A 26,118-nucleotide genomic window follows, 5' to 3' on the forward strand; every position below is an offset into this window, starting at 1 on the left:
TCCGGATAGGCCCCGACTGTGGCGGGGTGGCTGGCATTGGGCAAGCCCCCCGCCGTGCACGCGGCATCCGCGTACCCCGCGTTCATCTTTCCAGAAATACTCGAAATACCCCGGCCGCTCACCCCTCGGTGCCGGTCGCCTGTTTCTTGCGGCCCACGACCTTTTCCGCCAGATCCCGCGCGATCGCGAACGCGCCCTTGATGCGGTCGGCCTCGGCCTTCCAGTCGCGGCGCACGACCAGCTTGTTGTCGCGCAGCTTGGCCAGCCCGCGCTGGTCCTCGATGAACGCCACCAGCCCCTCGGGCGAGGCGAACTTGTCGTTGTGGAACTGGATCGTCGCGCCCTTTGGCCCGCCATCCAGCTTGGCGATGCCGGCGCGCTTGCACATCGCCTTGATGCGCACCACCAGCATCAGCATGTTGACCTCGCGCGGCAGCTTGCCGAAGCGGTCGATCAGCTCGGCGGCGAAGCCTTCCATCTCAACCTTAGTCTCCAGCCCGCTCAGCCGGCGGTAGAGCCCCAGCCGCACGTCGAGATCGGGCACGTAATCCTCGGGGATCAGCACCGGCACACCGAGGTTGATCTGCGGCGCCCATTGCTCGCCCGTCTCCGCGATGCCCTCGACCTGGCCCGAGCGGATCTTCGCGATCGCCTCTTCCAGCATCGACTGGTACAACTCGAAGCCTACATCGCGCATCTGGCCCGACTGCTCCTCGCCCAGAAGATTGCCGGCGCCGCGGATGTCGAGGTCCTGGCTGGCCAGCGTGAACCCGGCCCCCAGCGTGTCGAGGCTACCCAGCACGCGCAGGCGCTTCTCGGCCCCCGGCGTCAGCGGCACGCGCGGCTTGGTCGTGAGGTAGGCATAGGCGCGGGTCTTGGCCCGGCCCACACGGCCGCGGATCTGGTAAAGCTGGCTCAGCCCGAACATGTCGGCGCGGTGGATGATCATCGTGTTGGCGGTCGGGATGTCGAGGCCCGATTCCACGATCGTCGTGGCCAGCAGCACGTCGTATTTGCCGTCGTAAAAGGCGTTCATCCGGTCATCCAGATCTGTCGCGGCCAACTGCCCGTGCGCGACGACATACGACACCTCGGGCACCTGATTTGCGAGGAAATCCTCGATCTCTGGCAGGTCCTTGATGCGCGGCACCACGAAGAACGACTGCCCGCCGCGGTAATGCTCGCGCAGCAGCGCCTCGCGCACGGTCACCGTGTCGAACTCGCTGATATAGGTGCGGATCGACAGCCGGTCGACGGGCGGCGTGCCGATGATCGACAGGTCCCGCACCCCCGACAGCGACAGTTGCAGCGTGCGCGGGATCGGCGTCGCGGTCAGCGTCAGCACATGCACGTCTGATCGCATCTGCTTCAGCCGCTCCTTGTGGGTCACGCCGAAACGCTGTTCCTCGTCGATGACCAGCAGGCCGAGGTTCTTGAACCGCACCGACTTGGCCAGCAGCGCATGCGTGCCCACCACGATATCGGCGGTGCCCTTCGCCATGGCGTCGCGGGTCCTGGCGGCCTCCTTTGCCGAGACGAACCGCGACAGCGGCCGCACCTCGATCGGAAAGCCACGGAACCGCTCGGCGAACTCGCGGTAATGCTGCCGCGCCAGCAGCGTGGTGGGCGTGATCACCGCCACTTGGTGGCCGCACATCGCCGCGGCGAAGGCGGCGCGCATCGCCACCTCGGTCTTGCCGAAACCGACATCGCCGCAGATCAGCCGGTCCATCGGGCGGCCCGCCGCAAGGTCATTGGCCACGTCGTCGATGGCGTGCAGCTGGTCCTCGGTCTCCTGGTAGGGGAAGCGCGCCGCGAACGCCTCCCAGGCGTGATGCTCGGGCTCGATCACCGGGGCGCGGCGCAATTCGCGCTCTGCGGCCACGCGGATCAGGCGGTCCGCCATCTCGCGGATGCGCTCTTTCAGGCGGGCCTTCTTGGCCTGCCACGCGCCGCCGCCCAGACGGTCGAGCAGCCCGTCCTCGTGCCCGTATTTCGACAGAAGCTCGATATTCTCGACCGGCAGGAACAGCTTGGCGCCCTCGGCATATTCCAGCACCAGGCATTCATGCGCCGCCCCCGCCGCCGTCACCACCTCTAGGCCGAGATACCGCCCGATCCCGTGATCGACATGCACCACGAGGTCGCCTTGCGTCAGCGCCTGCGCCTCGGTCAGGAAATTCTCGGCCCGCCGCTTGCGCCGGGCGCCGCGGATCAGGCGCTCGCCCAGCACGTCCTGTTCCGAGATCACCGTCAGGCCGGGGCCCTCGAACCCCTGCTCCAGCGGCCAGACCGCGAGATGCAGCCCGTGCTTGCCCAGACCCCGCGCGCTGCGGATCGTGACCGCGCCGATCAGCCCCTCGTCGTCCAGAAGCCCCTCGATCCGCTCGCGCGCCCCCTCGCTGTAAGAGGCGACGACGACCGGGCCCTCGGCCATGCGCGCCTCGACATGATCCTTCAGGACGCTGAAAAGATTGACGTTCTCCTGCTGGCGCTCGGGGGCGAAGCTGCGCCCGATGCGGCCGCCCGCGTCGATCACGCCGGCCCCGGTGGGCTGCGGCAGCACGTTGAACTGCAACACCCGGCGGGGTGCTGTCGCCGCCTGCCACGCCTCCTCGTCAAGATACAGAAGCCCCGGCGGGACGGGCTTGTAAACGGTGTCGCCGCGGGTCTTCTGGCCCAGGGCGTGCTGGCGGGCCTCGAACTGGTCGGTGACAGCCTCCCACCGCGCGGCGCGCGCCGGGCCGACCCGGTCATCCAGCGTGATCGAGGCATCGGGCAGGTAGTCGAAGACCCGCTCCAGACGCTCGTGAAAGAAGGGCAGCCAATGCTCGACCCCGGCATGTTTGCGCCCCGCGCTGACCGCCTCGTAAAGCGGATCGTCGGTGCCCGCCGCGCCGAACTCGATCCGGTAATTCTGGCGGAACCGCCTTATCGCCTCGTCATCCAGCAGGACCTCCGAGACCGGCGCAAGCTCGATCCGCTCCAGCGTGTCGGTGGTGCGCTGGGTGCCGGGATCGAAGCGCCGGATGCCGTCCAGCACGTCGCCGAACAGGTCCAGCCGCACCGGCCCGGTCTCGCCCGGCGGGTAGATGTCGATGATCCCGCCGCGCAGCGCGTAATCGCCGGGCTCGGTCACCGTGGTCGCCTGCGAAAACCCCATCCGCACGAGGAAATCGCGCAACGCCTTCTCGTCGATCCGCTCGCCCTTGGCGGCGGCGAAGGCCGCCTGCGCCAGGACATCGCGCGGCGGCACGCGCTGGGTGGCGGCATTTACCGTGGTCAGCAGCACGAAGCGGCCTGGCGCGCCATGCACCAGCGTGGCCAGCGTCGCCATTCGCGTGGCCGAGATATCGGCATTGGGCGATACCCGGTCATAAGGCAGGCAATCCCAGCCGGGAAAGCGCAGCACCGGCATCTCGGGCGCGAAGAACGCAATCGCGGCGGCCATCGCCGCGAGGCGCTTGTCGTCGCGCGCGACATGGATGACTGGCCCGCCGCGCGCCTCTATCTCCTGCAGCACCAGCCGCGCGTCGAAGCCTTCCGGCGCACCGCCCACCGTGATGTGATCGCTCATCGCCTTGTCCGCCCCACCCGCTGCCATGGCCCGGCCTCAGCCCAGCACATAGGCGTTCATGTTCTTGTACATGCCCCACATCGCGGTGACGAAGATCGCCACCATCCCGATCGCTTGCGTCTGTGTCCGCAGCCGCGTGACCGCCTTGACCAGCGGCGGCCCGTCGAGGCCCGCGTCGCGGATCCGGCGCGCGGTGCGCAGCGACAGCGCGGCCACCCCCATCAGCGGCCCGGCCAGCAGCAGCACCGCCTGCGCGAACTCGTTGCCGTAAAGGACGGCCAGCAGCGCCAGCGAGGTGACCACGAACCCCGCAAGCCCCGTCAGAACCGGGCCGGACTGGTCGACGATGCGCAGCCGGCGGCTCACGGTGATGCGCAGCATCTCCGACAGGTCCGCCATCGCGGCCGCATCCTGCCCGCGCCGCGCGCGGATCACCATGTCCCACGGCACGTCGAGCACGCGCTGCCCGGCCGCGGACCAGACGAGCGCCAGCAGGATCCAGTACCACAGGTTGTTGAACGAGCGCATGTTGATGAGCTCGAAAACGGTGTCTTGCCAGTCCAAGTCAGGGCCTTTCGGTGGCGTTCGCGGGATGTCTTAGCGCCCGTGCCGGGCAATTCCCACCCTTGAGATGCGCGAATTTCCATGTCACTTAACTCGCGTCCCCTTTCCGGAAAGCCCGCCCATGCGCCCCACCCAAGCCCCGTTTCCCGCCACCCGTCTGCGTCGCACGCGGCAATCGCCCGCGATCCGCGACATGGTGGCCGAAAACACCCTGACCGCCGCCGACCTGATCTGGCCGGTCTTCGTGCGCGACGGCGAGGGTGTCGAGGAACCCGTGCCGTCGATGCCGGGCGTGCTGCGGCGCTCCGTCGACCGGGTGGTCGAGGCGGCGCGCGAGGCCGCCGATCTTGGCATCCCCGCGATCTGCCTCTTTCCCTATACCTCGCCAGATCAGCGCACCGCCGATTGCGCCGAGGCGTGGAACCCCGACAATCTGTCCAACCGCGCGACGCGCGCGATCAAGGCGGCGGTGCCGGGGCTTGCGGTGATGACCGACGTCGCCCTCGATCCCTATTCCGATACCGGCCATGACGGCTTTGTCGAGGAGGGCCGGATCGTCAACGACGCCACCGTCGAGGCGCTGGTCAGACAGGCGCTCGCGCAGGCCGAGGCGGGGGTCGACATCATCGGCCCGTCCGACATGATGGACGGGCGCATCGGCGCCATACGCCGCGCGCTGGAGGGCGGCGGTCACCAAGACGTGATGATCATGTCCTACGCGGCGAAATACGCCTCGGCCTTCTACGGGCCGTTCCGCGACGCGGTGGGGGCGTCGGACGCGCTGAAAGGCGACAAGAAGACCTACCAGATGAACCCCGCCAACACCGACGAGGCGCTGCGCCTGATCGAGCGCGACTTGCGGGAAGGCGCCGACATGGTGATGGTCAAGCCGGGGATGCCCTATCTCGACATCTGCCGGCGGGTGAAGGACGGCTTCGGCGCGCCGACCTTCGCCTACCAGGTGTCGGGCGAATACGCGATGATCATGGCCGCCGCGCAGCAGGGCTGGATCGACGAGGAACGCGCGATGCTGGAAAGCCTGATGTGCTTCAAGCGCGCCGGCTGCGACGGGGTGCTCAGCTATTTCGCCCCCGCCCTCGCGCGCCATCTGTCCTGAAACCGCGAGAAACCCCGCCATGCGCGGCAATCGCTAGTGACAGGGCCGCGTACTGCGCGTATGCTTCGTTAACCAGATCCGGCAGAAGACCGGCCATTCCAGAGGCAACGAACGGGCAGTGACATGGGCAATCTGACACGACGCGGATTCACGCTTGGGCTCTTGGCGGGAACACCCCTGCTGGCGGCCTGCAACAATGGCGTGGGCAGCGACGGCGCCGCGCAACTCGATGCACGGGTCGCGGCGACGCGCAATTTCATGTACCAGAAATATCCCGCCACGCGCGACCTCGCCGCGAAAGCCAACGGCATGCTGATCATGCCGGTGGTGACGCAAGGCGGCTTCTTCGTCGGCGGCGGCTACGGGCGCGGGGCGCTGCAGATCGACGGGATCACCGTCGATTACTACTCGGCCACCAAGGGCAGCGTCGGCCTCCAGTTCGGCGCCCAGCAATACGCGCATGTGCTGTTCTTCATGACCGACACGGCGCTGCAGCGGTTCCGCCGCGGCTCGGGCTGGGTCGCCGGCGCGGATATCCAGTACGCCTTCAACGACGAGGGCGGCAACCTGCGCGCCGACACCACCACCGCGACCGCCCCGGTGATCGCGGTGATCTTCGGTCAGGCCGGGCTGCTGGTCGGGGCCTCGATCGAGGGCATGAAATACAACCGCATCATCCCCTGACCGGGGCAGAGACCGCGCGAAACCGCGCCTCGGGGTGCAGCTCGCCCTCGGGCCGGACGCGCGACTTCTGCGTCAGGTCGATCAGATGCGCCAGCACGTTGCGCGTGGCGGCCGGGATCAGCCCGGCGGGCGTGTCGGTATAGATGAACGCGGCGAGGGTGGCGGCGCTTGCCGGCCCGTCTTCAAGCGCGCTCATGATCTCGGCCTCGCGCGCCCGCCTGTGCGCCATCAGCCAGACCAGCCTTGCATCCGGATCCTCGATCGGCGCGCCATGGCCCGGCAGGTGCCGCGCCGCGCCAAGGCCGCGCAACCGCGCGCAGGACGCCATGTATTGCGTCACGTCCCCCTCGGGCGGCGACACCACGGAACTTGCCCAGCCCATCACCACGTCGCCGGTCAGCATTGTGTCGCCGCAGGCATAGCACATGTGGTTGCTGAAATGCCCCGGCGTCCAGTGGGCGGTGATCTGCCAGCCGTCGCCGCGGATGGTCTCGCCATCGCCCAGGGCGAGGTCGGGGGCAAAGCCCTGATCGATCGCCTCGCCGCCGCCGGTCAGCCCGCGCTCGGCCAGCGTCTGCATCACCGCGCTGCGGCCCGCATGTGCGTCGCCATAGGCCAGAACCTGCGCGCCGGTCTCGGCCGCAAGCCGCGCCGCGAGCCCCGAATGGTCCAGATGCGCATGAGTGACGAAGATGTGGCTGATGCTCTGGCCGGGCAGCAGCGCGGCGAGGATCGCGTCGAGATGCGCGGCGTCGTCGGGGCCGGGATCGATCACCGCCAGCTGCCGCGTGCCGAGAAGATAGGTGTTGGTGCCGCGAAACGTCATCGGCGACGCATTGGGGGCCAGCACGCAGCGCAGCCCGTGGCCCGCATGCCGTGCGACCCCCACGGTCGGGGCTTTGCCCTGATCCAGGTGCATGGCTCTATCCTTCCGTGGTCACATATGTCTAGGTTTACCCATGATCTTGCGCAGGCTCAAACCCTACCTGATTTTCCGTTGGTTGAAACCCTACCTTCCGCGCGGGCTTTACGGGCGCTCGGCGCTCGGCGTGCTGGTGCCGGTGGTCGCGCTGCTGCTGGTGGCGTCGATCGTCATCGTGCAGCGCCATTTCGAGGGCGTCACCGAGCAGTTGACCCGCGGCATGGCCCGCGAGATAGACCTCGTGCGCAGCACCGAGGATCCGGCCATCGCCGCGGCCCTCGGGATCTCGATGAGCTATGTCGCCGAGGACGCGCTGCCGCCGGACAACCTGCGACGCTGGTACGATTTCTCCGGCATCGTGGTGCTGCGCGAGATGCGCGACCTGATCCCCGGTTTCGCCCGCCTCGCCCTGCCCGACGACCAAAGCGTGCATGTCTATATCGACGACGATTCCGGGCTGATGAAGCTCAGCTTCGCGCGCCGCTACGTCTCGGCCCGGCGGCCCTACCTGCTGTTCGTGAACATCATGGGCGTGGGCGTGCTGATGACGGCGATCTCGTTCGTCTACATGCGCAACCAGCTGCGGCCGATCACCCGGCTGGCCGAGGCGGCCGAGGCGTTCGGGCGCGGGCGCCACGTGGACTACCGCCCGAAGGGCGCCCGCGAGGTGCGCGCGGCGGGGGCCGCCTTCATCGACATGCGCGCCCGGATCGAGCGCCAGATCGAGCAGCGCACGCTGATGCTGTCGGGGGTCAGCCACGACATGCGCACGCCGCTGACGCGGCTGCGGCTGTCGCTGGCGATGCTCGACGAGGACGAGGCCGAACCGATGCGCCGCGATGTCGAGGACATGGAACGCCTGCTCGACGGGTTTCTCGATTTCGCGCATGGCGCGCAGGAGGGCACGGCAGAGCCGCTCGATCCCGTCGCGCTGGTCCGCCAGGTCGTGGCGGACATGCAACGCGCGCGCATTCCGGTGGTGCTGCACGCGGCCTCGGGCGAGGACGGGCAGGTCAGCCTGCGCCGGCTCGCGATGCGGCGGGCGCTGGAAAATCTCATCAACAACGCGGTGCGCTACGGCACCCGCGCCGAGGTGTCGGTCACGCTGACCGACGCGGCCTTGCGCATCCGGGTCGAGGATGACGGGCCGGGCATCGCGCCCGAGGATCGCGGCGAGGCGGTCAAGCCCTTCACCCGGCTGGAACCGGCGCGCAACCAGAACCGCGGCACCGGCGTCGGGCTGGGGCTGTCGATCGTCATCGACGTGGCGCGCGCGCATGGCGGCACGCTGCGGCTGGCGCAAAGCGACCGGCTGGGCGGGCTATGCGCGGATATCGTGATCGCCGCCTGAACCCTCGCTCTCGACCCGGCCAAGTGTCGCCACTCAGACATTTCGACCCCTCGCCTGCGGCTTTGCGGACAAACCTGATGTTGATCTGTATGATGGTCTTGTCAAAAGTGGAGAAGCATCATGCGGATCGGGGTGATTGGATGTGGGACGATCGCGAGCGCCGTAGTGAGGGGCATAGCGGATGACGACCATCAGATCACGATTTCCAAGCGCAGCGCGAGTTACGCTCAGGCGCTCGCGGACGAGTTCCAGAACGTCAGCATCGCGGATAATCAGGGCGTCGTCGACGCAAGCGACTTGGTTTTCCTGGGACTGATGGCCGAGGTTGCTCCGGAGGTTTTGGGAAATCTGGAGTTTCGTGAAGAACACAAGATCATAACGTTCATGGCGGGCGCGACGTTGGAACAGGTGGACGCCATGGTGCGCCCTGCGCGCGCCGTCGCAATCATGATGCCGTTTCCCGCAATATCCAAGGGCGGTTCACCGATCATGATGCAGGGCGATGCGCGGCTGATTGAGGAGATATTCGGCGCGAGAAACAGCATCTTCCCTCTGGGGACCCCCCACGAGATGGCTGCTTACATTTGTGCACAGGCCGTCCTTTCTGTCGTCGCGCGGATGGTGGGCGACGCATCCGAATGGCTCGGAGAACGCGTTTCGGACAAACCCCAAGCCGAAGCATTCCTGCGCGCACTTGTCGCCTCGAACCTGTCAGTGACCGAAAGCACCGCACTTATCGAAGCCCTGAACGCTCCCGGAGGCTACAATCAAAGATTGCGGCTGCACATGGAGGCAAGCGGCATGGCCGACTTGCTCAAGCGAGGATTGGACGAACTGGAATAGCCTTGCCGCACGAGGGAAATTAGTTGCTTCGGGCTCGAAGCTACCCCCCGATCTTGTCATTCGGGCGGCATGCCCCGCGTCGGGGCTCGGGGGCTCATCTGTTTCAGTCGATCCACACACGGGCGGGTTACGCGGCTTTCAGCGGTGCGTGGGCACCAGATGAATGGGTCGTGCGCGGGCTGCCGCCGCGCCACCCGTCCGGGGTTAGCCGGCGCGGCGCTCCTCGAAGCTGAGCGCGATGAAGGTGGGCATGTGATCGCCCATCCCGACGACCTTGCCGCCCTGCTGGTCCGAGCTGCCGGCCTTCTCGCCGCCGCGCCCGGCTCCGCGCCGGCGCGGCGCGCGCGCGGCGGGGGCGGTCTCGGCCGGCGGGGTCTCGGCCGGGGTGTCCGCCTGCGGTGCGGTCGGCTCGGCGTCCGCGGCTCCCTGCGGCGCAGGCGTGTCTTCCGGCGCGGGCGCGGGCGTCGCGGCCTGCGCGGGCGTGTCCCCGGCCTCGTCCTTCGGCGTCTTCTTGCGGCTGACGTTGCGGCGGCGGGGCTTGCCGCCCGCCGGCTTGTCGTCGCCCTTGTCGGGCGATCCGGCGACCGCCTCGTCGCGCTCGGGCTCGTCGGTGGTGCTGGGCGTCACCGGGTTATCAAGCCGCGGGATCTCCTTTTGCAGCAACGTCTCGATGGCGGCAAAGTTCTTTTCGTCCTTCGGGTTGCAGATCATCAGCGCCTTGCCGGTCAGCCCGGCGCGCCCGGTGCGGCCGATGCGGTGCACGTAATCCTCGGGGTGTCCCGGCACGTCGAAGTTGAACACGTGGCTGACCGCCGGCACGTCGAGGCCGCGCGCCGCCACGTCCGAGGCCACTAGGAACTTCAGATCGCCGTTGCGGAACCCGTCCAGGGTGCGCGTGCGGACGCTCTGTTCCAGGTCGCCATGGATCGGTGCGGCGTCATAGCCGTATTTCTTCAGCGACTTGGCGACGGCATCCACGTCGATCTTGCGGTTGCAGAAGATGATCGCGTTGCTCAGCGCGTCGCTTTCGCGGTCGATCAGCGCGCGCAGCAGCTTGCGCTTCTCGGTATCGGCGCGGTCGCGGCGCGACGGCTTGGCCATCACCACGCCCTGCTCGATGGTCTCCGACGCGGTGGCCTGGCGGGCCATCTCGACGCGCTCGGGGGCCGACAGGAAGGTGTTGGTGATTCGCTCGATCTCGGGGGCCATGGTTGCCGAGAAGAACAGCGTCTGCCGGGTGAACGGCGTCAGCGAGAAGATCCGCTCGATATCGGGGATGAACCCCATGTCGAGCATCCGGTCGGCCTCGTCCACCACCATGATCTGCACGCCGGTCAGCAACAGCTTGCCGCGCTCGAAATGATCCAGAAGCCGGCCCGGCGTGGCGATCAGCACATCCACGCCCTTGTCGATCAGCTTGTCCTGCTCCTTGAAGCTGACGCCGCCGATCAGCAGCGCCTTGGTCAGTTTCAGGTGCTTGGAATAGGTGTCGAAATTCTCGGCCACCTGTGCGGCCAGTTCGCGCGTGGGGCACAGCACGAGGCTGCGCGGCATCCGCGCCCGGGCCCGGCCGCGGGCCAGCATCGACAGCATCGGCAGCGTGAAGCCGGCGGTCTTGCCGGTGCCGGTCTGGGCGATCCCCAGAACGTCGCGGCCGGCGAGGGCGGCGGGAATGGCCGCGGCCTGGATCGGCGTCGGCGTCTCGTAGCCCGCCTCTTCGACGGCCTTCAGAACCTTGGGATTGAGGTTGAGATCAGAAAACTTTGTCATGCGTATCCGTTTTTTACGGACACAATCAGGCCCGTGCGTCTGTCGCCGGGTCGGGCCCCTGGTGGGCCTGTGGTTCGTCACAAGGATGACCCGCGACGGGACGTGTAAACGATGCATGGGGAGGGGTCAATGCAATGCGGCCCGTGGCCGTTAACGATTCGCGCCATGGCCGGGAAAATGCCGCGCGCGCCCGGCGCCGAGGTCGAGGTCGACGGCATGCAGCCGGCCATGCGCGGCCAGCCGCGCGCGCAAGTCCGGCGTCGCCGTGCAGACCTCGGTGTAGAACCGGCGCAGCGCGGCCTCGCCGCCCTCGGCCTCCAGCCGCTGCAACAGCGCGTGGAGCGTCGGCGCGTCCCGCGACAGCGGCGCGGGTTTCAGCCCCGGCCGGTAGGATCCCCGCCGCAGCCGGAAGCGGTAGCGCGCCTGCCAGTGATCCCAGCTTTCGGCATGCAGGTGGCACAGCCACGTACCGGGCAGAAGCGCGGGCGCGTCGTCCTTGACGCCGTGCCGCAGCGCGTTGTGGATGCGCAGGCTCAGCCCGTCCAGCCCGGTGCGCACGAACACCTTGCCGGCGACATGGCTCAGGAACCCGCCATTCAGATGCGGCCCGAAACCGGGATAGATCGCGTCGGTCTCCTCGCGGCGGCGGGACTGCGCCAGCGCGCAGGACTTGAACCACCGCGGGCCCGCGGGGGCCGGATCGCCCGAATCCGGCGCCAGCGCCTCGATCGGGCGCACGCGCGCGCTCATTGCCGATGCGGGCAGGTCGGCCAGTTGCGCGCCCAGCGGCGTGGCGGGCCACAGGAACTCGTCCACGTCGACATGTGCCAGCCAGTCGACCTGCGGCCGCCGGTCGAGGCAATGCGTGGCGTTGAGGCTTTGCCGCGGCTGGTGCCGGTCTGGCCGCCCGCGGCGCGTCCGGCGTCGCCAATAGGCCTCGTCGCAGAGGATCACGCGGCACTTGGGATGCGCGCGCAACGCCGCCTGCGCCGCCGGGTCCGGCGAATCGAGATAGATGAACACGCGATGCGCGCCGAGATCGAGATGATGCGCGGCGAAATCGAGGGTCTCGCGCGTAGGCGCCTTGATCGTGGCGACGAGGCCCCAGGTGGGTGGCTGGCTCATGCGCCGACGATGCGGTCAGCCGGCCCCGCGCGCAAGCCGCCTGTCAGTCGAACTTGCGCGAGGGCGCAAGCACCGTGGCCTCGCCGATCAGCACCTTCTTATTGTTCACCAGGCACCGGCAGTCGAGCTGCACGCGGCGCTTGCCGTGATCGATGCCCACGACCTCGACCTCGGCATGCACCATGTCGCCGGGCCGCACGGGGCCGAGGAATTTCAGCGTCTGGCCCATGTAGACCGTGCCATGCCCCGGCAACTGCTCGCCGATCACCGCGGAAATCAGCCCGGCGGTCAGCATGCCATGCGCGATCCGCCCCTCGAAGATCGTGTCCTGCGCGTAGGCGTCATCGAGATGCACCGGGTTGTGGTCGGTCGAGACCTCGGCGAACATCTCTATGTCGCGATCTGTCACCACTTTGCGCAGGTGACGGGTCATGCCCATCTCGATATCCTCGATGCAGATCGTCCCGCGCGGCATGTTATCCAACATTTTCACCCTCCGGCTGGCTTGGCCCAAAAAATTGGACTGGTAATATTGCGGCGCTTTTCTGGCCTGCATTGGAATTTTATTACTTTGCGGATGCAGAAAGATCAAGGAATTTCTGTCACCGGGGTGACTGGCGGTCGCTTAGCGCAGATGGCCGATGCTGTAGGTCGGCGCGACGCCCTCCCGTTCGAGATAGGCGCGCAGGGCGTCCGCGTCGGGCTGCTGGGTGGTCTTGGTCTCGTCGGCGGCCAGTCCGCCGCTGATGAAGAGCGAATCGATATCCTCGCCCATCGCGCCCGCGATATCGGTCTGCGCGCCGTCGCCGATGGCCAGCGTGCGGAAGGTGTCGGCGTCGCGGCCCAGCGCCGTCAGCCGGCGCCGCGCGAGATCGTAGATCGGCGGGTGCGGCTTGCCGAAATAAAGGCTTGTCCCCCCCATCTCGGTATAAAGCCGCGCCACGGCCCCCGCGCACCACTCGCGGACATCGCCGCGATCGACGACGATATCGGGGTTGGCGCAAAGCAGCTTCAGCCCCTTCTGCTTGGCATGAAGAAGCTGCGGGCGCAGCGTTTCGGGATCGGCCATCGGATCGAACGGGCCGACGCAGGCGATCCCCTCGGCCTCGTCCAGCGGGACGCAGGCGATCTCTACCGGGTCCTCGATCACCTCCAGCGGCTCGAAGAAGCGGTGGTCGAAGGACTGGCCCATGAACCAGACCCTTGTCCCCACCGCGCCGCGGAACATCGCCGCGCGCGCGCTGTCGCCGGAGGTCGCGATGCTGTCCCAGGCGTCCCCGGGCACGCCGAACTCGGCCAGCTGTTTCTCGATGCCGCGGCGGGCGCGGGGCGAGTTGGTGACCAGCACCACCGCGCCGCCGCGCGCGCGGTAGGCGCGGAGTGCGGCGACCGCGTCGGGCAGGGCGCGGACCCCGTCATGCACGCAGCCCCAGAGATCGACGAACAGCGTGTCATAGCCGTCGGAAATATCGTCGAGGGCGGTGATGATGCGGGTCATGGGCGTCTCTCCGTGGGGGGATCTGCGCGCCGATATGGCAGGCGGGGCACGGTTTGGCCAGCCACGCGATTCGAGTATTTTCGGAAAGATGAAATGCGCGCGTGGTCACTCGCCCTGCGGGCGCACGATGTGGAAATCGCCGCTGAGATAGGCCAGCGGGCGTCGCCCGGCATTGCTGATCGCGGTCACCGCGCCGATGCAGATCGCGTGGCTGCCATGGATCACCTCCTCGGTCAGCGCGCAGGTGAAGGCGGTGGCGCGCGGCAGGATCGGGCCATGCGCGGTGTCAGTGATCGCCAGCCCCGCGAAGCGGTCGGCGGGATCCTCGGGCGAGGGGCCGGCAAAGGCGCGCGCGACATCCGCGGCATCCTCGGGCAGCACGTTGACGCAAAAGCCGCGATTGGCGGCCACCGCGCGCGCGATCCGGCTGTCCGAGCGCAGGCAGACCAGCACCGCGGGCGGGTCGGCCGACAGCGAGGTGAAGGCGCTGACCGTCGCGCCGACCTTGCCCGACGCGCCGTCGGTGGTGACCACCGTGACGGTCGAGGCCACCAGCCGCATCGCGGCGAGGAACGCCTCGCGGTCCACGGGTCGGGTCTTGTCGGTCACGCGGGGGGCCCTCCTGCGGCGGGTGGCGGGGCGAGTGCGCAGATGCCGCCCTGCCGGAGCGCGATACCTAGCGCCGCGCCGGGCGCTTTTCAAACGGCAAATGCCGGCGCCCGGCGCGCGTCAGTCGAGGATGATCTCGGGGCCCATGAAGGTGTTGGGCAGCACCGTCGAGATCCACGGGATATAGGTGATCATGATCAGGAACACGAAGAGCACCGCGAGAAAGGGCAGCGCCGCGCGCACCACCGCCATCATCGGCATCCCCGCCACGCCGGATGTCACGAAGAGGTTGAGCCCTACCGGCGGGGTGATCATCCCGATCTCCATGTTGACCACCATGATGATGCCGAGATGGATGGGATCGATCCCCAGCTCCATGGCGATGGGAAAGACCAGCGGCGCCACGATCACCAGAAGGCCCGAGGGTTCCATGAACTGCCCGCCGATCAGCAGGATCACGTTGACCATCACGAGAAACATAACCGGCCCCAGCCCCGCCGCCAGCAGCGTGTTGGCGATGCCCTGCGGGATCTGCTCGTCGGTCAGCACGTGTTTCAGCAGCAGCGCGTTGGCGATCACGAAAAGCAGGGTGACGGTCAGCTTGCCCGCCTCGAGCAGCGTGTCGCGGGTATCGGGATGCACGAAGGCGGTGATCAGCGCCTGCGGCTTGCGCCAGAGCGGCGTGTTGGCATCCGCGCCGGTGGTCGCCAGCGGCCCCATGTCGCGGTAGACGAAGGTGGCGATGACGAAGGCGTAGACCGCCGCGACGGCCGCCGCCTCTGTCGGCGTGAAGATGCCGCCATAGATGCCGCCGAGGATGATGACGATCAGGAACAGCCCCCAGGCGGCATCGCGCCCGGCCGCCCAGATCTCGCACCAGCCCTGCCAGTCGCCCTTGGGCAGGTCGCGCAGCTTGGCGATCACGTAGATCGTGGTCATCAGCATCAGCCCGGCCAGCAGGCCCGGGATGACGCCCGCAAGGAACATCCGCCCCACCGACACGTCGACCGAGGCCGCGTAGACCACCATCACGATCGAGGGCGGAATGAGGATCCCCAGCGTGCCGGCATTGCAGATCACCCCGGCGGCGAAGTCGCGCGTGTAGCCGACCTGCCGCATGCCGGCGATCACGATCGTGCCGATGGCGACCACCGTGGCCGGCGACGATCCCGACAGCGCCGCGAACAGCATGCAGGCAAACACCCCGGCGATGGCGAGGCCCCCCGGCAGGTGCCCGACGCAGGCGATCGAGAACCGGATGATCCGCTGCGCCACCCCGCCGGTGGTCATGAAGGCCGAGGCGAGGATGAAATAGGGGATCGCCAGCAGTGTGAAATGGCCCTCGAACGCCTCGAAGAGCGTGCCTGCGACCGACCCCAGCGAACTGCCGGAATAGACCAGCAGGAAGATCGTCGAACTGAGGCCCAGCGAGATCGCGATCGGCACCCCGATCAGCAGCAGGCCGATCACCATCGAAAACAGCAGCACCACATCCATCAGCGCGTTTCCCCGTCATGGCCGTCGACCGGGTCCGCCCCGGCCGTGTCCTCGATCTCGTGGCTGGCGACGATCCGGTCGATGTCGCCGCGCCAGACGGCGACCGCCGCCTGAACGAACCGCAGCAGCAGCAGCAGCGAGGCAATCGGCAGCACCGCGTAGGGGATCACCTTGGGCAGCTTCTCGTAGGATTCGCCGTAATTGATCAGCCCTTCGAGAAAGCCGAACGCGTCGATCATGGGAATGTCCTGCGCCTCGTAGAAACTCATGCTGCGGGCCCCCGCGTCAAAGCCGGTGGGGATCCAGCGGCCCGTCGTGGGGGGCAGATCGGCGAACGGCGCCCAGTAGTCGTAGGATCCCTTCACCAGCAGCAGCGCGAAGACGATGCAGGCGCCGATCGCGACCAAAGCGAGGCCCCGCCGCACGGGCCGCGAGAACAGGTCGACGATCGCGTCCACACCCAGGTGCGCGTTCTTCTTGACGGCATAGGACGCGCCCAGCAGCACCAGCCAGCCGAACATGTAGACCGTCAGCTCCAGCGCCCACAGGATGTTGGAGTTGAAGATGTAGCGCGCCACCACGTTGGCGAAGGTGGTCAGCGTCATCAGCCCCAGAAGCACGGCGATCACCGTCTCCTCGATCTGGTCGATCAGCCCGGTCCTGTGCCGCATCGTCCCGGTTCCTCGTGCTGCTTTCGGATCTGGCAAAAAGGACGGGCACCAAAGCGCCCGTCCGAACGGCGCGGCACGCCCCGCGGCAACGGGGCGGGCCGTCAGGTCACCGGTTCACGATGCGGGTTCCGCCGCGACCGCCGCCTCGAGGTTCTCGGCCCCGACATCGCCCTCGAACTGCTCCCAGACGGGCTTCATCGTGTCGACCCATGTCTGGCGCTGCTCGGGCGTCAGTTCGCGCACCGTGCCGCCGGCATCGATGATCGCCTGCCTGGCCTCCTGATTGACCTGGACCGACTTGCTGTTGCGGGTCTCGGTCACCTCGTCGACGATGGTCAGGAACTGCTCGCGCACATCCGGCTCGAGGCTGTCGAGGAAATCGACGCTGGTCACCAGCATGTAGTCGATGATGCCGTGATTGGTCTCGGTGATGCCGTCCTGCACCTCGAAGAACTTCTTGCCGTAGATGTTGGACCAGGTGTTTTCCTGGCCGTCCACGACGCCCTGCTGCAACGCGCCGTAGACCTCGGAAAAGGCCATCTTCTGCGGGTTGGCGCCCATCTGCTCGAACTGCGCCACCAGCACCTCCGAGGGCTGCACGCGGAACTTCAGGCCTTCGGCATCCGACGGCTCCAGCAGCGGCACGTTGGCCGACATCTGCTTCATGCCGTTATGCCAGTAGGCCAGTCCCTGCAGCCCGCGCCGCTGCATCGTGTCCAGAAGCGCCTGCCCGGTCTCGGACGCCTGGAACGCATCCACGGCGTCGATGTTCTCGAACAGGAACGGCAGGTCGAACAGCCGGTACTTCTTGGTGAAGGTCTCGAATTTCGACAGGCTGGGCGCGGCCAGCTGCACATCGCCCTGCAGCATCGCCTCCATCACCTTGTCGTCATTGTAGAGGGTCGAGTTCGGATACACCTCCATGCACATCGTGCCGTCCATCTCGGCATTGACGCGCTCTTGCAGCAGCGAGGCCGCGATGCCCTTGGGGTGCTTGTCGGTATTGGTCACATGGCTGAACTTGACGACGGTCTCGCCATCGTCGCAGGCGGCCATCGCGGCGGTCGAGCCGACGCTCAGCGCCAGCGCCGACAGGGTGGTTGTCAGGATCTTCATGTCGATCTCCTCCCAGAGTCATTGACAGGGTCTTTTGTCTTGTTCTTGTCAGCCCTCGCCGCGCCCGTCGCGACGCGGGGTCGCTGTGCAGGGGATCGTGACACGCCCGCGTTCATTGTTCAAGCCGCACGCGGTTTGCGTCGGGGCGCGGCATGACCGCACGCGGGCTGCAACCTGCCGGCGTCCGGGCGGTGCCTGCTGGCGCGCATCAGCCTATGCCAACCTTCGGCCGCGGCGGACACGAATGGACCTTGATCTGCCGGTCGACACCGAAGCCCTGCGCGGACTCAAGGCCGCAGGCCGCCGCGCATCGTCATGCTGGAAGCATGCCTCCGGCATGACGCCGCCCCCCGGCACGGCGATTTGGCTGCAACCTGCGCAACGCTCGGATCTTTTCCTGACGTGGCTGCCATAAAGCACTGCCAAGTTCACGCCGGTTCGCCGCACCCCGGCCCGTCGATGCGCGGCTCATCACGATATCCCCGACTTCCCGCTCAAGCCCAAATCGCGTCCGCCACGGCGCGGGCGGACTCGGACCCGAGACCGGCGTATCGGGCGGGGGCAGGCGAGGGCACGCGGACGCGCTATGGACCGCCTTTCACGCGGGATGTTCGGGTTGGGGCGGATCGGGCGGATCCTCTGTTTCCAGATCCTTTAGCCATGCCTGCCATTGAGTGACGAAATCCCGTGGGTTCAATTTGACACTCGGCCAATGCGCGGGCCAACTTTCATGCCCCGGCCCATGCCCGTCGGGCAGGGTGACACTGGCATCGCCGAAAATGCCCTGCAAATGGTCTGCGATTTGTGGTATGGTCGTAAAATCCACATCCCTGACTGCGGCACCTCGAAGAGGTGCCGCAGTCAGGGATGTATGCGCGTCAAACCGCGCCTCCCCGAGGAACGCCCCCTGCAACCGTGCCTCCGCTAGGCCGGCCCCCTGCAACCGCGCCGCCCTGAGGTTCGCCCCCTGCAACCGCGCCGCCCAGAGCTTCGCCCCCTGCAACCGCGCCTCCAGTAGGCGTACCCCCTGTAACCGCGCAGCCGCGAAATTCGCCCCCTGCAACCGTGCCTCCCCGAGGTTTGCCCCCTGCAACCGCGCTTCCCAGAGCTTCGCCCCCTGCAACTGCGCATTCCAAAGAAACACGCCCTCCAACCCGGCCCGCATGAGGTCCGCCCCCTGCAACCGCGCCTGCCTAAGGCGTGATCCCCGCAACCGCGCCTGCCAGAGGACCGCCCCCTGCAACCTTGCCCCCACGAGGTCCGCCCCTTGAAGATATGTGCCGTTCAGCTTCGCGCCTTGCAGTTCGCGTTCGGCAAGATCCGCGCCGCGCAGATCGGTCCCGCGCAGATCGAGCCGGTACCCCTCGTAATCCTCAAGGTCGCTTTTCCATGCCGCCAGCTTTTCGAGGTAGGCGTCCAACGCGTCCGGACTAAGCCGCTCCTCCGGCCCGTCATACTCGGGGAAGGGCGCGTCAAAGGAAAAGTCAGCCTCTTTCCCGCGCCCGGCCTCCAGTCGCCGCTGTCGCGCGCTACGCCGCCCGATCACCGTCAGCGCCACCTGGATATCCTCGCGCACCCTGAGTGCCGCTTTGGCCGACACCTGCTTTTCGCGGAACGCTTCGAGACGTTCTTCCCAGTCCGCCTTTAGCGGCCCGTCGTATTCGCCCTCTTTCATCTCAAGCACCGGCCAGTCGTCGGTCTCGGGGGCCGGGGCGTTCTGGCGGATATAGGCGCAGAGGATCTCCATGATCTGCACATGGTCGCGGTCGCTGTCCTGCGCGATCCGCTCCAGCGCGTAGATCGCCCCGATCCGCACTTCGAGATTGGGCAAGGTCTCATTAAAAACCTGCCAATCTCCTTCCGCGTCAATCTTGTCGCCCTCGACCTCTTTCAACTTGCCGCCGGCCCACTTGATTTCCTGCCGGACGTGTCCGTCGGGTGCCTTGACTTTGACTATGCGTCCAATGCGACTTACGGTTTTCTCGGCCCCCAGCCCCTCGACCGCCGTGTTGATCCGGTCGGTGATGTGGCCCTGTTCGGTGACGTTCACGGTCTTCTGCGCCACGACCGAGCGCCAGATCACGAAGGGCGCGCCGATCAGCGCGACGGTCACGCCGCCAACCCCAAGCGCGCTTCGAGGGTCATCGAGCAGTGACCCGAAGGCGGCAGAGGATAGGAGGATAAACGCCGTGAGAAGCGCCAGCAGGAACAGCCCGCCGACGATCAGTCCCGAACCGATCATCAAAAGCGGTCCCAGCCATCGGGCCTTGGTCAGATCCGGGATTTTGCGCAGGCCCAGCCAGCCGGGCAGATCGGTCTTGTCGTCGTCGCGCATGCCGCTTTTGCCCCGCTCGATTCAGCCCCGGTCAGCCGCCCTCGTGGCCCACGGCACAACCGGCGACGATTTGCGTACGTTTCGCGCGTCCGCAACGTACACCCTGTACGCGAGCGCTCAGGCGCGGCCGCCATCCGAGGACAGCATCAGCGCCGACACGCCCAGCCGGTCGAGCGCGGTTTCCCACTTGCGGGCATCCTTGGTTTTGAACACCAGATCGGCATCCGCGTCGCAGGTCAGCCAGCCGTTCTGGGCCAGTTCGGCCTCCAGCTGACCCGGGCCCCAGCCCGCATATCCCAATGCGATCAAGGCGCTGGCCGGTCCGCGCCCCTCGGCCAGGTCCTCGAGGATATCCAGCGTGGCGGTCATCGCGAAGGCCTCGCCGATCTCCAGCGTCGAGATCGCCGAGGTGTAGCCCGCGTCATGCAGCACGAACCCGCGCCCATGCTCGACCGGCCCGCCAAAATGCACCGGCAGGTTGCGCATGTCATTTCCAGCCTCGATCGACAACTGATCCAGCAGATCCCGCAGCCGCAACTCGTCCGTCGGCTTGTTGATGATCAGCCCCATCCCGCCCTCGGGCGAGTGTGCACAGATGAATACGAGCGCATTGGTGAAGCGCGGATCGCCCATGCCCGGCAGGGCGATCAGGAGTTTTCCTGTCAGATCCAGCTCTTGGGGGTCGTCGGTGTCATGATCGGTCATGGTCTCAGCATGGCGGCAGGGGGCCGTCTGTGCAAGCCGGCTGTGCGCGCCGCGCCCGGATTTCGTGGCGAAAGCCCGCTCGCCCGAATGTGAGTTGGCATTTGCCCGCGCATCCGGCATGAGACGGGGATGATGATCCGGACCATTGCCGCCTTCCTCGCCCTGCTTGTGGCGCTTGCCCCGCCGCTTGCCGCGCGCTCGCCCGCCGACATGGTCACCGTGCGCATCCTGCCGGGCTGGCAGGACGCCGACGGCACCCACATGGCGGCGCTGCAGTTCAGCCTTGCGGAAGGATGGAAGACCTATTGGCGCGCCCCCGGCGATGCCGGCATCCCGCCGCGGATCGACTGGCGCGGATCGGGCAACCTCGACGCGGTGGACATCGTCTGGCCGACGCCGCAACAGACCGTGACAAGCGGCATGCGCACCATCGGCTACGAGCGCGATCTCGTGCTCCCGCTGCGCCTGACGCCCCGCCGGGCCGACCGCGCAGTGTCGCTGGAGGCGCGGATCGAGATCGGGATCTGCAAGGATATCTGCGTGCCGGTCGATATGACGGTAGCCGCGCAGTTGCCGCCGGGCGGCGACGAGCGCGACCCGCGGATCGCCGCGGCGCTCGCCGCGAGGCCCTATACCGCGCAAGAGGCCGGCGTGGGCCGTGTTGCCTGCACGATGACTCCGCTCGAGGGCGGTGGGCTGCGGCTGGTGGCCGAGATCGACATGAAACCGATGGGCGCGCGCGAATGGGTCGTGGTCGAGACCGACACCGAGGATCTCTGGGTCTCGCAGTCCGACACCACGAGGCATGGCGACCGCCTGCGCGCCGTGACCGAGGTGCATCATGTCGAAAGGCAGGGCTTCATGATCGACCGCTCGGGTCTGCGCCTCACGGTGCTCAGCACCGGCGACGCGGTCGAGATCGAGGGCTGCCCCGGGGGGTGACGCGGTTCAGCGGTTGCGCCGCCTTGGCGTCCCGTCGGGCAGGGCGATATTGGCCACCTGTTCCGAGATCGGGTCATTGACCAGCGGATGCGCCTGCGCCTTGAAATCCTCCGGGTCGCGCATCTTCTGCCATTTGCCGTCGGCATAGACCTCCAGCCCCGAAAGCGCGGCCTTGTAGCCCATCTTGGGGCTGCCGGGCACCCAGTAGCCGAGATACACGTAAGGCAGCGCGTTCTCACGCGCGATCTCGACATGATCGAGGATGATATAGGTGCCAAGCGAGGCCTTCGGGCGGTCCGGTTCGAAGAAGGAGTACACCATGCTGACCCCGTCATCGAGGATGTCGGTCAGGCAAACCGCCACGAGGTCGCCGGTCTCGGCATCGCTGTATTCCACCACCCGCGTGCGGATCGGCGTCTCTTCGACCATCGCGGCGAATTCGAACGTGTCCATGTCGGCCATGCCGCCGGCGGCGTGACGGCTTTCAAGGTAACGGCGAAAGAGGTTGTACTGGTCCTCGGTGGCCCAAGGCGACGTGGCGCGGCGGCGCAGATGCGCGTTGCGCTTCAAGGTGCGCTTCTGGCTTTTCGAGGGGGCGAAGGCACCCACGTCGATCCGCGCCGACAGGCAGGCGGCGCAATCCGCGCAGGACGGCCGGTAGAGCACGTTCTGCGAGCGGCGAAAGCCCTGTTTCGACAGCCCGTCATTGAGGCTTTGCGCATCGCTGCCCTGCAGCGCCGTGAACAGCTTGCGCTCCATCCGGCCCGGCAGATAGGGGCAGGGTTGCGGGGCCGTCACGTAGAATTGCGGCGCAATGGGAAGCGTGTGTCGCATGCGTTTGTCCGGAACCGTCTTCTTGTCTTTCGGGTAACGTAACAACCAAGGGTGCGGTCGCCAAGAGGGTTGTCACCGGCCTGTCATGTCGCGGCCCGTCACATCGCCGCCCGCCGGTTGATCGCGACGCTGCCCAGCACCAGGTCTGACAGGCCTTGACCGCGCGGCTGGGTCAGCATCAGCACGATCGAGATCACCTGCAGCACCGGCAGCGCGAAGGACACGGTCAGCCCCAGCGTGTGCGCGAAGGCGAGCGTAAGGTCGAACCGCTGGCCGTCGGCGGCCCGAAACTCGATCGCCATCAGGCCCATCCCCCAGGTGGCCGAGCCCCGCGCGATGGTCACCACGCGGTAGGCGAAGCCCACCACCGCCATCAGCACGGGAAAGAAGAACAGCCCCGTGAACGCGGTGAACGGCACGACGAGCAGGCTGATGACCAGGATCACCAGCGTGTCCACGATGAACGCCACAAGGCGCTTGGCCGCGACGTCGGCGTAGAATTCCGGCTGCAGGTCCGGATCGGGCAGGTGCCATGTGACGTCGCTCATGCGCGGTCATGTCCGTTGCGGTTTCGAATGGGCTCAAGGTTGCAACGCGGGGCGAGAATTGCAAGGCGTCACGCGGTGAACTCGGACACCTCGGCCCCGCTGAGCGTCACCAGAGCCTGCGGCGATATCCCGAAAAGGTGGCGTGGCGTGCCCGCCGCGGCCCAGACCTGCGCGAACTCCAGCAGATGGGCATCGAAGAACGCGCGTGGGCGGGTCAGGTGCCCGACCGGGGCCACCCCGCCTATGGCAAAGCCGGTCTGCGCGCGGATGAGGGCGGCGTCCGCCTTGCCAAGCGCCTCGCCCGCGACAGCCATGGCCCGCGCGTCATCGACCCGCGCTGCGCCGGAGGTGACGAAAAGCACGGCCTCGCCGCTGATCTCGCCGCGCAGCATGACCGATTTGGCGATCTGGGCCACGTCGCACCCGATCAGCGCCGCCGCCATCGCCGCGGTCGTCGCATCGCCGATCTCGACCGGCGCGATGTCCAGCCCGGCCTCCTGCAACGCCAGGGTCACGCGGCGCACGCTCTTGCTCATGGATCCCCTCCCGTTTCGTGGCAGTATTCCAAGGCGACGGGGCATTGACCAGCCCGTTGCGGCTTGTATCACTCTGTCTCATGAATTTCGCTGATCGCATCACCCGCGTGCCGCGCCCCTACGACCCCGAGGACGGGGACGAGGCGCGTGCGGCCCTGCCGGACCTTGCCGGTCCGCTCTCGGACCTGCTGGCCGGGGCGGGGGGCTGCAGCCCGTTCCTGAAATCGCTGATCCCGCAAGAGGCCGACTGGCTCGAGGCTGCGTTCGATGCGCCCGAGCAAGCCTTCGAGACGCTTCTCGCCGATCTTGCAGAGGTGCCGCCCGACCGTCTCTCCGACGCGTTGCGCGCAGCCAAGCGCCGGGTCGCCCTGCTGATCGGGCTGGCCGATCTCGCCGGGGTCTGGTCGCTTGAAGAGGCGACCTCGCGCCTGACCCAATTCGCCGACCGCGCCTGCGACCTGGCGCTGCGGGCCGCGCTCGGCGCCGAGATCCGGCGGGGCAAGCTGCCGGGCATGACAGAGGACGATTTGGCCACCGGTGCCGGGATGGTTGTCTTCGCCATGGGCAAGATGGGCGCATACGAGCTCAATTACAGCTCCGACATCGACCTCATCTGCCTTTTCGACGAGACGCGCTATGCCCGCGACGATTTCCACGAGGCGCGCGCCAGCCTCGTGCGGGCGACGCGCAAGATGGCCGGGATGCTCAACGACCGCACCGCCGAAGGCTACGTCTTTCGCACCGATCTGCGGCTGCGCCCGGATTCCGGCGTCACCCCGGTCTGCATGGCGATGGCGGCGGCGGAAACCTATTACGAAAGCTTGGGGCGCACCTGGGAACGCGCCGCATGGATCAAGGCGCGGCCCTGCGCGGGCGATCTCGACGCGGGCGCGCGGTTCCTCGAGACGCTGCGGCCGTTCGTCTGGCGCAAGCATCTGGATTTCGCGGCAATCGACGACGCGCACAACATGCGGCTGGCGATCCGCGCGCACAAGGGTCTGGGCGGGCGGCTGTGCATTGAAGGGCACGACATGAAGCTCGGCCGCGGCGGCATCCGCGAGATCGAGTTCTTCACCCAGACCCGGCAACTGATCGCCGGCGGGCGCGACGCCGACCTGCGGGTGCGCGGCACGGTGGCAGGGCTGGAACGGCTGGCGCAAAAGGGCTGGGTGCCGCACGACGCCGCCGACACGCTGACGCGGCACTACCGCTTTCACCGCGAGGTCGAGCATCGAGTGCAGATGCTGCGCGACACGCAGACCCACGACCTGCCCACGTCCAGAGACGAATTCGCTCGCCTCGCCGCCTTCATGGGCCGCGACGCGGCGGATCTGCGCGCCGATCTCACCGACCGCCTGACCGCGGTGCACGAGCTGATCGAGGGGTTCTTTGCCCAGGACGGCACGCAGGACGGCGCCCCGCAGGCGGTGCCCGACACGCTGGATGCAGATGTGATCGCCCGCTGGCCCGGCTATCCCGCGCTGCGCTCGGGTCGCGCGGTCGAAATCTTCAACCGCCTGAAGCCGGATATCCTGAACCGTCTGGCCCGCACCGCCGAGCCGAACGAGGCGCTGCTTGCCTTCGACGGCTTTCTCGCCGGGCTGCCTGCCGGGGTGCAGGTCTTCTCGCTTTTCGAGGCCAATCCGCAGCTGATCGACCTGTTGGTCGATATCGTCGGCACCGCGCCGGTTCTGGCGCAATACCTGGCGCGCAACGCGGACGTGTTCGATGCCGTGATCGCCGGCGATTTCTTTGCCGAGTGGCCCGGACGCCCGGCGCTCGAGGCGGAGCTCTCGGACAGGCTGTCGCGCGAAAGCGATTACGAGCGCGCCCTCGACACCGCCCGCCGCTGGCACAGGGAATGGCATTTCCGCGTCGGCGTGCATCACCTGCGCGGGCTGATCGACGCCGACCGGGCGGGCGCGCAATATGCCGACCTCGCCGGGGCGGTGATCACCGTGCTGTGGCCGCGGGTCGTCGCGCAATTCTCCGAAAAGCACGGGCAACCGCCGGGGCGTGGGGCGGTGGTGCTCGGCATGGGGTCGCTCGGGGTCGGGCGGCTTAACGCGCGGTCGGATCTCGACCTGATCGTGATCTACGACGCGGGCTGCTCGCAGGGCTCTGACGGGCGCCGCCCGCTGGCCGCACAGCCCTATTACGCGCGGCTGACGCAGGCGATGATCACCGCGCTGTCGGCACCGATGGCCGAAGGGCGGCTTTACGAGGTGGACATGCGGCTGCGCCCCTCGGGCAACCAGGGGCCGGTCGCCACAAGTTGGCCGTCCTTCCGCAACTACCAGCAGGACGAGGCCTGGACATGGGAGCATCTGGCGCTGACCCGCGCCCGCGCGATCGCCGGGCACGAGGGGCTTGCCGAGGATGTCGAAAGCTTTCGCGCCGACCTGATCGCCGGGACATCGGATCCCGCGAAGGTCATCTCGGCGGTGTCGGACATGCGCGCCCGGCTGGCCGAGGCCAAGCGGCCCGACGGGCCGTGGGACGCCAAGCTGGGCCCCGGCCGGATGCTCGAGATCGAGCTCGTCGCGCAGGCCGGGCACCTGCTGGCGGGGCGCGCGACGCGCGACGTGCCGGACGGTCTGGAGGCCGGTGTCGCAATCGGCTGGCTGGATGACGCCGACAGCGCAGCGCTGAACGCCGCTTATGCGCTTTGCTGGAAGGTGCAGATGGTGGCGCGGCTGATTTCCGACAAGCCGCTCGCGCCGGGGAAGATCGGCGAGGGTGGCGCGGCCTTCCTGTTGCGTGAAACGAAGGAGGAAAGCCTCGAGATGTTGCAGACCCGGCTTGACGAGATCTGTGCCGAGGCGGCGCAAGTGATCGACGCCTGTCTCGCGCGCGGCGCACCCGCGCGGTGAC

Annotated in this window: 23 protein-coding genes; 7 read left to right on the plus strand and 16 right to left on the minus strand. The window is 67.6% G+C overall.

All coding sequences use genetic code 11. The features are described 5' to 3' along the window. Window positions 1–118: 118 nt before the first annotated feature. Together mfd and V8324_RS02320 are read right to left on the minus strand one after the other, a co-directional pair. Window positions 119–3,577: a transcription-repair coupling factor gene (gene mfd / locus V8324_RS02315; protein WP_336418297.1), complete on the minus strand. Its 3,459-nt coding sequence runs from the start codon at window positions 3,575–3,577 to the stop codon at window positions 119–121. 36 nt (window positions 3,578–3,613) lie between these two features. Continuing rightward, window positions 3,614–4,141 (minus strand): component of SufBCD complex, encoded by a 528-nt coding sequence (locus V8324_RS02320; RefSeq protein WP_336418298.1) that lies wholly within the window; start codon window positions 4,139–4,141, stop codon window positions 3,614–3,616. 121 nt (window positions 4,142–4,262) lie between these two features. Between V8324_RS02320 and hemB the strand changes: the two genes are divergently transcribed. Both hemB and V8324_RS02330 read left to right on the plus strand, forming a co-directional pair. Next, window positions 4,263–5,258: a porphobilinogen synthase gene (gene hemB / locus V8324_RS02325; protein ID WP_336418299.1), complete on the plus strand. Its 996-nt coding sequence runs from the start codon at window positions 4,263–4,265 to the stop codon at window positions 5,256–5,258. A gap of 123 nt (window positions 5,259–5,381) precedes the next feature. Beyond that, window positions 5,382–5,942 (plus strand): YSC84-related protein, encoded by a 561-nt coding sequence (locus tag V8324_RS02330; RefSeq protein ID WP_336418300.1) that lies wholly within the window; start codon window positions 5,382–5,384, stop codon window positions 5,940–5,942. On the opposite strand, the gene V8324_RS02335 is transcribed toward V8324_RS02330, so the two are convergent. Next, window positions 5,932–6,861 (minus strand): MBL fold metallo-hydrolase, encoded by a 930-nt coding sequence (locus V8324_RS02335; RefSeq protein ID WP_336418301.1) that lies wholly within the window; start codon window positions 6,859–6,861, stop codon window positions 5,932–5,934. The genes V8324_RS02330 and V8324_RS02335 overlap by 11 nt on opposite strands. Window positions 6,862–6,901: 40 nt before the next feature. Between V8324_RS02335 and V8324_RS02340 the strand changes: the two genes are divergently transcribed. Together V8324_RS02340 and V8324_RS02345 are read left to right on the plus strand one after the other, a co-directional pair. Continuing rightward, the gene (locus V8324_RS02340) at window positions 6,902–8,215 is read left to right on the plus strand and encodes an ATP-binding protein (RefSeq protein WP_442970446.1); all 1,314 of its coding nucleotides are present in this window, start codon (window positions 6,902–6,904) and stop codon (window positions 8,213–8,215) included. Between the two features lie 120 nt (window positions 8,216–8,335). Continuing rightward, entirely contained in the window at window positions 8,336–9,058 is a 723-nt protein-coding gene (locus V8324_RS02345) for an NAD(P)-binding domain-containing protein (RefSeq protein WP_336418302.1), read from the plus strand. A gap of 204 nt (window positions 9,059–9,262) precedes the next feature. Here V8324_RS02345 and V8324_RS02350 read toward each other — a convergent pair whose 3' ends face one another. The 8 genes from V8324_RS02350 to V8324_RS02385 form a co-directional block, all read right to left on the minus strand. Then, window positions 9,263–10,828, minus strand: a complete 1,566-nt coding sequence (locus V8324_RS02350) for a DEAD/DEAH box helicase (RefSeq protein WP_336418303.1) — start codon at window positions 10,826–10,828, stop codon at window positions 9,263–9,265. 150 nt (window positions 10,829–10,978) lie between these two features. Continuing rightward, window positions 10,979–11,953, minus strand: a complete 975-nt coding sequence (locus tag V8324_RS02355; RefSeq protein ID WP_336418304.1) for a glycosyltransferase family 2 protein — start codon at window positions 11,951–11,953, stop codon at window positions 10,979–10,981. Between the two features lie 43 nt (window positions 11,954–11,996). Then, on the minus strand, window positions 11,997–12,440 hold the full coding sequence (locus tag V8324_RS02360) for a MaoC family dehydratase (RefSeq protein WP_336418305.1): 444 nt from the start codon (window positions 12,438–12,440) through the stop codon (window positions 11,997–11,999). A gap of 138 nt (window positions 12,441–12,578) precedes the next feature. Continuing rightward, window positions 12,579–13,451, minus strand: coding sequence for a TIGR01459 family HAD-type hydrolase (locus V8324_RS02365; protein WP_336418306.1), 873 nt, complete (start codon window positions 13,449–13,451; stop codon window positions 12,579–12,581). Between the two features lie 105 nt (window positions 13,452–13,556). Continuing rightward, on the minus strand, window positions 13,557–14,060 hold the full coding sequence (locus V8324_RS02370; protein ID WP_336418307.1) for a flavin reductase family protein: 504 nt from the start codon (window positions 14,058–14,060) through the stop codon (window positions 13,557–13,559). 120 nt (window positions 14,061–14,180) lie between these two features. Further along, entirely contained in the window at window positions 14,181–15,557 is a 1,377-nt protein-coding gene (locus V8324_RS02375) for a TRAP transporter large permease (protein WP_336418308.1), read from the minus strand. Further along, window positions 15,557–16,228: a TRAP transporter small permease gene (locus V8324_RS02380; protein ID WP_336418309.1), complete on the minus strand. Its 672-nt coding sequence runs from the start codon at window positions 16,226–16,228 to the stop codon at window positions 15,557–15,559. The genes V8324_RS02375 and V8324_RS02380 overlap by 1 nt, the downstream gene beginning before the upstream one ends. Before the next feature lie 114 nt (window positions 16,229–16,342). Next, window positions 16,343–17,344, minus strand: coding sequence for a DctP family TRAP transporter solute-binding subunit (locus V8324_RS02385; RefSeq protein WP_336418310.1), 1,002 nt, complete (start codon window positions 17,342–17,344; stop codon window positions 16,343–16,345). A 244-nt stretch (window positions 17,345–17,588) separates the two neighbouring features. Here V8324_RS02385 and V8324_RS02390 point away from each other — a divergent pair, with 244 nt between their 5' ends. Further along, window positions 17,589–17,759 (plus strand): hypothetical protein, encoded by a 171-nt coding sequence (locus V8324_RS02390; protein WP_336418311.1) that lies wholly within the window; start codon window positions 17,589–17,591, stop codon window positions 17,757–17,759. Between the two features lie 183 nt (window positions 17,760–17,942). Here V8324_RS02390 and V8324_RS02395 read toward each other — a convergent pair whose 3' ends face one another. Beyond that, complete coding sequence (locus V8324_RS02395) at window positions 17,943–19,679, minus strand: pentapeptide repeat-containing protein (RefSeq protein ID WP_336418312.1); 1,737 nt, start codon at window positions 19,677–19,679, stop codon at window positions 17,943–17,945. Window positions 19,680–19,796: 117 nt separating this feature from the next. Then, window positions 19,797–20,384, minus strand: coding sequence for a YqgE/AlgH family protein (locus tag V8324_RS02400; protein ID WP_336418313.1), 588 nt, complete (start codon window positions 20,382–20,384; stop codon window positions 19,797–19,799). Between the two features lie 129 nt (window positions 20,385–20,513). Between V8324_RS02400 and V8324_RS02405 the strand changes: the two genes are divergently transcribed. Next, window positions 20,514–21,326, plus strand: coding sequence for a protein-disulfide reductase DsbD domain-containing protein (locus V8324_RS02405; RefSeq protein WP_336418314.1), 813 nt, complete (start codon window positions 20,514–20,516; stop codon window positions 21,324–21,326). 6 nt (window positions 21,327–21,332) lie between these two features. Here V8324_RS02405 and V8324_RS02410 read toward each other — a convergent pair whose 3' ends face one another. The 3 genes from V8324_RS02410 to V8324_RS02420 all read right to left on the minus strand — a co-directional run bounded on the left by V8324_RS02410 (window position 21,333) and on the right by V8324_RS02420 (window position 23,244). Then, window positions 21,333–22,160 carry an arginyltransferase gene (locus tag V8324_RS02410; RefSeq protein ID WP_336418315.1) on the minus strand — a complete coding sequence of 276 codons (828 nt, stop codon included), beginning with the start codon at window positions 22,158–22,160 and terminating at the stop codon, window positions 21,333–21,335. A gap of 98 nt (window positions 22,161–22,258) precedes the next feature. Then, the gene (locus tag V8324_RS02415) at window positions 22,259–22,708 is read right to left on the minus strand and encodes an RDD family protein (protein ID WP_336418316.1); all 450 of its coding nucleotides are present in this window, start codon (window positions 22,706–22,708) and stop codon (window positions 22,259–22,261) included. A gap of 68 nt (window positions 22,709–22,776) precedes the next feature. Continuing rightward, entirely contained in the window at window positions 22,777–23,244 is a 468-nt protein-coding gene (locus V8324_RS02420) for a YbaK/EbsC family protein (RefSeq protein ID WP_336418317.1), read from the minus strand. Between the two features lie 80 nt (window positions 23,245–23,324). Between V8324_RS02420 and V8324_RS02425 the strand changes: the two genes are divergently transcribed. Further along, complete coding sequence (locus tag V8324_RS02425; protein ID WP_336418318.1) at window positions 23,325–26,117, plus strand: bifunctional [glutamine synthetase] adenylyltransferase/[glutamine synthetase]-adenylyl-L-tyrosine phosphorylase; 2,793 nt, start codon at window positions 23,325–23,327, stop codon at window positions 26,115–26,117. The last annotated feature ends 1 nt before the right edge of the window (window position 26,118 follow it).

The organism is Roseovarius sp. D22-M7 (assembly GCF_037083785.1).
Taxonomy (GTDB): domain Bacteria; phylum Pseudomonadota; class Alphaproteobacteria; order Rhodobacterales; family Rhodobacteraceae; genus Roseovarius.